Consider the following 7231-nt stretch of genomic DNA (forward strand, 5'->3'; position numbering starts at 1 on the left):
AAAGGAACTCAAACATCCATTTTTAGTTGGGCACTTTTCTTAAATTCAAAAGATAGCGCCTTAACAGAGCGACCTTTTTTTATTGTTTCAAATTTAATTGTTAAGTCGCTTCGCTGATTAAGCTCTTTAATTGCTGGCTTTATAACCCACTTGTTTAGATCTTTAAATTGCTCATATTTATCCAAAATTCCTAAAGCGGATTTAAAGTCATCAAGAAAAATTATTCGCTCACCAGTGGCGTTAAATCTCATTAGTAACTCATAAATTCGTATCGAATGTGAGCTTTGTAGCGTAGCTATATTGCGTAATTTATATGTTGTAAACCGGCTTTGTAATTGGCAAATGTACTTGAGCACTTCATCAGACCAAGTTAATGTTATAGCTCCTTCACCCTTTAATTTTTTCACCTTCTTTTGAACCCAATGAAGCTCAATCTCTTCCTTTTCATCCCGCAAGATAATGCTAGATTTGAATAATGCGTCTGCTGCTTTATATAGATCCCTTCTTGCGTTATTTTGCACCCCCATTAAATCAGCAAACTCTGAAGTAGTTAACGTCATCTCTTTTGGAATATCTTTTCTAGAATCAACCTTCGCAAGGCAAGCCAACACAAGTTTTTGAGCTTGAACATTTAGCTTATAGCTTGCGTCAATTAAGTTGTTTGATTTTGTAACTGATAAATTGCTCACATCTTCTTCCTAAGGCGGAGGTTATTATTGTTCCACTACCGTACCATCAAGTGGAGCTTTTTTAAAGCTCTCCACCATTAGTTGTGGGTATCCGTGTCAATCTCTCCCCCTTTAACCCTTGTTTCCGTGTCAATCTCTCCCCCTTTAACCCTTGTTTCCGTGTCAATCTCTCCCCCTTTAACCTCTGTAGGCCTTTGCTTGCAATGGCTACAGAGGTGCTAAAAACAAGAGATATAAAAAACAAGAGTTATTAAAAAGGCGTTAGCCTGTGAATAAGTTGCAAAATATTAAGCATTAAACACTACAATTGTTCCTCCACAATCCAAAGATTGCGGCTAAGCGCCTCAATCTGGTTCTGATGGACTTTGTATAAGAAGTGATACCGTTTGTTATTTGCATCTATGAAGTTGCTCTACAGAGCCTCTAAGCTCCATAAAAGATGTTTATCAGGGCACGATTAGCTTTTATTCTAGCTGGAAGATCGGGGAACGCGTTTTGAGGACTGTTTTACACTTAACTCTGTAAAGTCGCGCTCGTTCCTCGCTACGGCTTCGCCAAGTTAAAATTAGGATCATCGATAGTTTTGAACTTATTTTACGAGGGCTACCCAATAGCGCCAAGTGCTCCATCTAAATCTAATGAGCCAAAGCGAGTTAATTTAGGTGGTGGTGAAAGGCGCACCACCACGAAGTGGTGGCTTTAATCAAATCCTTCCTGCTGAGCTAAATATTGCTTCACGATTTCAAGTGGCGCACCTCCGCAACTAACCAGACAATAACTTCTGCTGTAAAAAACTGGCTTCCAGTAAAACTCACCCAAGTGTTCGGAAAACTCCTTTCGCACAAGTCTTGATGTAGCAGTTTTTAAACTGTTCACCATTTTACTTGGTTGCATCTTGGGATTAGCAGAAATTAAAAGGTGAAGGTGATCTGGCTCACCATTGCACTCCAAAAGCTCACAATCCCAAGATTTTAACAACCTTTTGTACTGAGATTCTAAGTACGCGGCAACCTCTGGCGTGATACAGCGACGACGATATTTAGTTACAATAACTAAATGATAGTGAATATTATAAACGCTGTGATACAACGTTTTTAGGGCTTGTTTTTTCATAACAACTAAATATAATTAGTTGTTATGAAAAAAGCAATCCGTAAAGTTACATATAAAATGAAACCATCAGTTTCTCAAGAAGAATCGCTGATGGATTTGTTTGTCCACCATCACCAGTTGTACAACTGGGCTTTACGTGATCGCATCGAAACATATCGTGATTCTAATTACAGTCTTAACTTTCACGAACAGTGCAAAATCAACACTCTGTGGCGTAATAATCGTAAAGCGCATGGTATTTTCAATGCTAATGCTCAGAGTGAGCAAGTCACATTAAAACGTGTTGCACTGGCTTTTGACGGTTTTTTTAGACGGCTCAAAAAAGGTGATAAGAAAGCTGGATTCCCACGTTTTAAACCATTTCAACGCTTTAAAGGTTGGGGCTACAAGGCTCATGGTGATGGTTGGAAGCTCAACCTGAAAGAAAAAAAGCATGGTGCTGTTTATTTGGCTGATGTTGGTATCGTTAAGATCCGAGGTAAAGCTAGAAACACAGGAGGCAAGCCGAAAACTGCCGAAATCATCCGAAAGAATGGTGAGTGGTTCATTTCAGTTTCAATGGAGTATGACACCATTGAGAGAAACTGTGGCACTAAAGCTGTTGGCTTGGATTGGGGTGTTTCTCATTACTTTTCGACTATCGATCAGGATGGTAATTTTGAGCAAGTCGAAAACCCCCGTTACCTCAGAAACAGCAAAGAGCGATTAACCTCTTTACAACGTGACCTCGCGTTAGCGAAAAAAGGCACTCGCACCCAGCGAAAATTAAAGCATCAAATTGCCAAACTCCACCAGAAAATCGCCCGTCAAAGACTCGATTTTACTCATAAAGAAACTGCAAAATTAGTTGAAGTGGCGGCATTGATCGCCACCGAAAAACTCACCGTTAAGAACATGACTCGCAGTGCCAAAGGTACTGTCGAGAAAAACGGAAAAATGGTGAAACAAAAGGCTGGTCTGAATCGGGAAATTCTGAACACCGCGCCAGCCATGACTCTTAATTTACTGCGATACAAAGCGGAAGAAGCTAGTAGCGAATTTGTTGAAGTACCAACAAAGCAAGTTAAGCCAAGTCAAACCTGCCCAGACTGCGGAGCTAAGAAGAAGAAATCCTTAGCAGAGCGCTGGCACTCATGCGAATGTGGTTGTGAGAAGCCCCGCGATGTAGCCAGTGCGCAAGTTAACTTAAACTGGGCGTTAGGTATTCAGGCTGGGAACCAGCCTAAAAAGGTAGCTTAGGCTTTCTTTTTGAAACTCCTTCAAAACGCGCAGCGTTTAGTGGGAGTTGTTCATAATAAGAAAACGTTCAAAGAGCCATTACCGCAGAGTGAAATTAAAGCCACAGCGAAGAGCGTAGCACGGTGGACGCATAAGAACTTTAGCGCAGCCGGCTTTAGTGAATGGCAAGCAAAGCAGGGGGCAAAAGGCGGTAAGGTATCTAAAGGTGGTGGACGACCGTCCAATAGTAAGCTGGATAAAAAGGAACTGTCAAAAGCGATTATCAACCTTAAAGCACAAAGCTATTCAAACCGTGATATAGCACAAGATTTAGGGATTTCAGCAAGTACAGTCAGTCTATACTTGAAAGGCAAACTTGAGTGATCGAAACAAGCCCTATCAGATAATAGCCTTTTTGGTATTATCTATATTTGAAACTGGTACCTAAGTATTCAAATATATCTCGGAGAGAGTTCTGACTCTCTTTGTGGCACTAAAAAGGCTATATAAACATAATTAGATCAGAGTAGAGGTGTGTTATGAATATAGAGAGCTTAAAGTTCGAAATGGCTGAAGAAGAAAAGCAGAGACTTCGTGCTTTATCAGCGTTAGAACTTATAGATTTAGCATTAGAACATGATGGCCGGTCAGCTAAATCTGCTGCTTTAATTATTCTGAGTTTGGAAGCAGATAACTGGTTTAAGTTTAGTGCTGTAGAATTAATACATTTAGATCCGCTTCATCGAGAGTATGCGAATAACGTATTACTTGGCGTATCAGCGGGCGACTACCAGCCTAGCGCATGGCTTAGACGGCTTGATATTGATGTAACCGTTAAAATAAATGACTTAATTGAAAAATGGTCTGATTTGAGGGTTTAGGTTTCATAGTTTTCAGTTATGAATGAGTTTAAATACTCAGTGTCATTTTTTAATCTGTTTATCATATTATTTTTTCGGCTAAGGGCGTTACCGTGATTTTTTACTTTCTAAAATAATAAAGTGTTTTTTGAATCTTTTTTATTTATCTTTTATCAAACTAGGATGGTGCTTTTTAACGAATTTAAATAGCTCATCCTGATCTGTTTTAAGCTTATCTAATTTTAGTTTATAGCGCTGCATTGCTTTCCCAGCGTGAATTTTACTAAACTCTTCTTTTGATTTTAAATCCTCAGCTTCGGACTGCTTGGCTTTTGCTTCGTTTACGAAGGTTATTGCTTCTCTTTTTAATTTTTCAGCACTGCGCCTTTCGTTTTCAGCTTCAATTAATTTTTGTTGAGCCCTATTTTGTAGCCTCTCTGCTTCTGCAAATTCATCGTTGAGTGCGTTTTTCGCGGTTTCTTCTGCACTATTAGCCTGCTCTATTTTGTTTTGTAACTGTTTTTTATATTCATTTAAGTCATGTTCGTTTTTAGCTTCAAGAGATTTGATTTTATTACTTAATTCAATGTTTACAAGTCTGTGCCCACAGAAGAAAAACAAAAATATAAATGCTGTTCCACCAACTAATGCACCTGTAGCTAAGGCTAAGCTGTTATCCCATACGTTTTCCCAGCCTAACTTTGTATTGCTGGTACTTTTAAATGTAACCGTTAACTCGCCATCAGCACTTTCGGTGTAAGCGAATTTTTTTAGGCCTTTATAAAATTTCACATCACCACTAACCCTGCTCTCGTAGTAATTATCGAGAGATTGGTACCCAAAGTAACCGGCTAAACCTACAGCAATAACAAGAGCGAAAAGGTATTTCATCGTAAGTAAACCTCTGTGATATCCGGTCTAAAATGCCCCATTTCTTGGCTAACCGTTTCTAGACGCGTAGTGTAATTTAATCTTTGATTTTGTAACTCGGACATACGTTCTTGAGCGTATGAATGACGAACGCCATGTGCACCAGATGACCACCCAAGAACACGATTTGATGCTGCAGAAAATGAGTTAGACCAGCGTTGGCCACCTGCAATATCATACTGAGAACGATAATTTATGCCTCTGTCGCTTACTGTGTTTGCTGTGTCCAGGCGTTTGCTTTCTAAGCGTTCTGAAAGTGAATGAGGTAAAACGACTTCTCGTACAAGACCGCCTTTCCCTTGTACGGTGTAACGTACTCCATCACGACCATTAAATTTACTTTCTAGTGCAGGTCTGTCTGATGGGGCTCGCTCTTCTATTCGTTGTAACGTCAATAATTCATGTGCACGTAGTCCAGCCGCATATGCAATTTCTGTTGCCAGTGCGTTACGTTCAGTTTGTGCTGAGGCTATGGCGTGTACTTGCTCTGGAGTATAAGAGCGGCTGGCTTCTATGGTTTCACGCTCAGATTTTATTGAAGAGTCTAGTTTGTTATTTTTGTCTAGTGTTTTTGTAATGTTGTGCATCATGCACTGTATTGCTTGGCGCTCCATATTTAATTGCGATTGACGAACTTTTTCAGCGCGGATGTTCAAGTATGAATTGGCGGTTTCTGGGGTCATTCCTCTTAATGAGTCACCTAGCCCATATTGCTGCATATTCTTCGCCACACTTTCCAGTGCACCGCGATAATTATCAACCGTTCTTATGGAGTCTAATATATTGTTACGTGTGAAGTCCTTGGTGACAGAAAATGCTTGCTGCTCAGGGGTTTTTACACTAAATCTTGCCATGAATATCTTTACTTTTTAACCAGCGATGAACAGTAGATTCCGCTACTACGAAGCGTTTTTTTTTGCTTAACCAACGTGTGATCTCTGCTATTGTCGAGCCCTTTTGGCGCAATCCTTCTATCTCAGCATGATACTTATCTAACCTTGATTTGCGCTGGCTATAGCTGCGCTTTCTGCGTAGCTCTGAATCTTTTTTTAACTCTGCAACTTCTTTATCTGGATCAAAATTGGTCATAATTTCTCTTTGTAAGTCTAACTGGAAAAGCTGTCGCTTAACTCAGCGGTAACTGAATACCTATTCGCCCCTGTTTTGCAATATCGTTTGCATAGGTTCGGACTGTTCTCACCTTAAAACGCATCAATTAAAGTTGATAAGACTTAAGCTTTACGAGCTTTAGAACGGATTTTCTCTTTTCTGAGAAGCGTATAGCCTCCAAATTTACTGTATGGGTTCAGTACTGAAACGGTTGTTTTCAGTCTCGGTTTGATTTGGTACTAACCGGTAAAGTACGGTGCTATAGGCACTACTCTTTAAGAGCTTCCTATATTACAAGCAACAAAAAAAAAGTCAAAAATAAATTAATTTCACGCAATGCGTTTTGGTTTTTGCGTGAAATTGCTACATGGCTCTAACCCGCTGGGTTACAGCTCGTTTTACGAGTTGTACCCAGCGGGTTGGAGGTTTGCACAATTTTCAACTTTTTTACGCTGTTTTGGCGGGGGCTAACGCGCTGCGCTTGTTGGCTCACAAAAACGTTTAAAATCGCCCAGAGGCGATTTTAATCCGTTTTTGGAGCTTGCAAAGTTGTGTCAGTGGAATACAATGTGTGTATACAAATGTAAATACAGGTGCGTTATGGCTACTATAAATATTCGTGTGAATGATGATCTGAAAGTGCGTTCTTACGCTGCGTTAGAGAAATTAGGAATAACGCCATCAGAGTTATTGAGACAAACACTGGAATACGTTGCACAAAGAGAAAAACTGCCGTTCAAGTCAGTGCTGCTCACAAGTGAAGATGAAGCGCTTATTGCCGTGGCACAAGCCCGTTTAGCTGATCCAAAAGCCGGAGTAAAGGTCTCGCTAGATGACCTATGAGTTAGAATTTGATCCCCGTGCGCTTAAAGAGTGGCGTAAGCTAGGCGCAACCGTGCGTGAGCAGTTTAAAAAGAAGTTAAGTGAGGTGCTGGAACAACCAAGGGTTGAGGCTAACCGGCTACGAGAACTCCCAGACTGCTACAAGATTAAACTACGTCAAGTTGGGTACCGGTTAATATACCAAGTGCACGATGAAAAAGTGTCGATCCTTGTTGTGGCGATAGGCAAAAGAGATAAATCAGAAGCGTATAAAGACGCTGGAAAACGAGTTTAGCCGTTTTTTGGTACTTGCACTGGATCTGAGCGTGAACCGGGCAAAAACAAACGCTTTGTTGGGCACAAACGGGGAGTTTGTACTGAGAAAACGTATTTAACATAAAAACCGGTATGGGCCATTGTGATGCTTTCCCCAGTTCAGGCGGCATTTTCATTGAAAGGCATTTTTTGAGATGTTTTAGGTATCCAGCT

11 protein-coding genes are annotated in these 7231 nt (G+C 40.4%); 5 read left to right on the forward strand and 6 right to left on the reverse strand.

Translation table 11 applies throughout. The features are described 5' to 3' along the window. Positions 1-8: 8 nt before the first annotated feature. Positions 9-689 carry a replication initiation protein gene (locus ACT3S9_RS19870; RefSeq protein ID WP_179808353.1) on the reverse strand — a complete coding sequence of 227 codons (681 nt, stop codon included), beginning with the start codon at positions 687-689 and terminating at the stop codon, positions 9-11. A gap of 699 nt (positions 690-1388) precedes the next feature. Further along, positions 1389-1802, reverse strand: coding sequence for an IS200/IS605 family transposase (tnpA, locus tag ACT3S9_RS19875; protein WP_444751175.1), 414 nt, complete (start codon positions 1800-1802; stop codon positions 1389-1391). A gap of 24 nt (positions 1803-1826) precedes the next feature. On the opposite strand from tnpA, the gene ACT3S9_RS19880 reads away from it, so the two are divergent. The 3 genes from ACT3S9_RS19880 (at position 1827) to ACT3S9_RS19890 (ending at position 3901) form a co-directional block, all read left to right on the forward strand. Next, positions 1827-3041 (forward strand): RNA-guided endonuclease InsQ/TnpB family protein, encoded by a 1215-nt coding sequence (locus ACT3S9_RS19880; RefSeq protein ID WP_443490291.1) that lies wholly within the window; start codon positions 1827-1829, stop codon positions 3039-3041. A gap of 9 nt (positions 3042-3050) precedes the next feature. Further along, positions 3051-3404, forward strand: a complete 354-nt coding sequence (locus tag ACT3S9_RS19885) for a primase C-terminal domain-containing protein (protein ID WP_444751176.1) — start codon at positions 3051-3053, stop codon at positions 3402-3404. Positions 3405-3559: 155 nt separating this feature from the next. Then, positions 3560-3901 (forward strand): hypothetical protein, encoded by a 342-nt coding sequence (locus ACT3S9_RS19890; protein ID WP_179808354.1) that lies wholly within the window; start codon positions 3560-3562, stop codon positions 3899-3901. A gap of 138 nt (positions 3902-4039) precedes the next feature. Here the strand turns inward: ACT3S9_RS19890 and ACT3S9_RS19895 are convergent, their stop codons facing one another. The 3 genes from ACT3S9_RS19895 to ACT3S9_RS19905 all read right to left on the reverse strand — a co-directional run bounded on the left by ACT3S9_RS19895 (position 4040) and on the right by ACT3S9_RS19905 (position 5899). Then, a complete protein-coding gene (locus tag ACT3S9_RS19895) occupies positions 4040-4672 on the reverse strand; it encodes a hypothetical protein (RefSeq protein WP_444751177.1) in 633 nt (210 codons plus the stop codon). Between the two features lie 95 nt (positions 4673-4767). After that, positions 4768-5664 carry a site-specific integrase gene (locus ACT3S9_RS19900; protein ID WP_179808355.1) on the reverse strand — a complete coding sequence of 299 codons (897 nt, stop codon included), beginning with the start codon at positions 5662-5664 and terminating at the stop codon, positions 4768-4770. Beyond that, positions 5651-5899: a hypothetical protein gene (locus ACT3S9_RS19905; RefSeq protein WP_096317125.1), complete on the reverse strand. Its 249-nt coding sequence runs from the start codon at positions 5897-5899 to the stop codon at positions 5651-5653. The genes ACT3S9_RS19900 and ACT3S9_RS19905 overlap by 14 nt, the downstream gene beginning before the upstream one ends. A 621-nt stretch (positions 5900-6520) precedes the next feature. Between ACT3S9_RS19905 and ACT3S9_RS19910 the strand changes: the two genes are divergently transcribed. Next, a complete protein-coding gene (locus ACT3S9_RS19910) occupies positions 6521-6763 on the forward strand; it encodes a type II toxin-antitoxin system RelB/DinJ family antitoxin (protein WP_096317128.1) in 243 nt (80 codons plus the stop codon). Beyond that, entirely contained in the window at positions 6753-7037 is a 285-nt protein-coding gene (locus ACT3S9_RS19915) for a type II toxin-antitoxin system RelE family toxin (RefSeq protein WP_289132275.1), read from the forward strand. The genes ACT3S9_RS19910 and ACT3S9_RS19915 overlap by 11 nt, the downstream gene beginning before the upstream one ends. Here ACT3S9_RS19915 and ACT3S9_RS19920 read toward each other — a convergent pair. Beyond that, positions 7034-7159 carry a hypothetical protein gene (locus ACT3S9_RS19920; RefSeq protein WP_444751178.1) on the reverse strand — a complete coding sequence of 42 codons (126 nt, stop codon included), beginning with the start codon at positions 7157-7159 and terminating at the stop codon, positions 7034-7036. The genes ACT3S9_RS19915 and ACT3S9_RS19920 overlap by 4 nt on opposite strands. Positions 7160-7231 lie beyond the last annotated feature (72 nt).

This window comes from Pseudoalteromonas sp. AOP31-A2-14 (assembly GCF_052378035.1).
Lineage (GTDB): Bacteria > Pseudomonadota > Gammaproteobacteria > Enterobacterales > Alteromonadaceae > Pseudoalteromonas.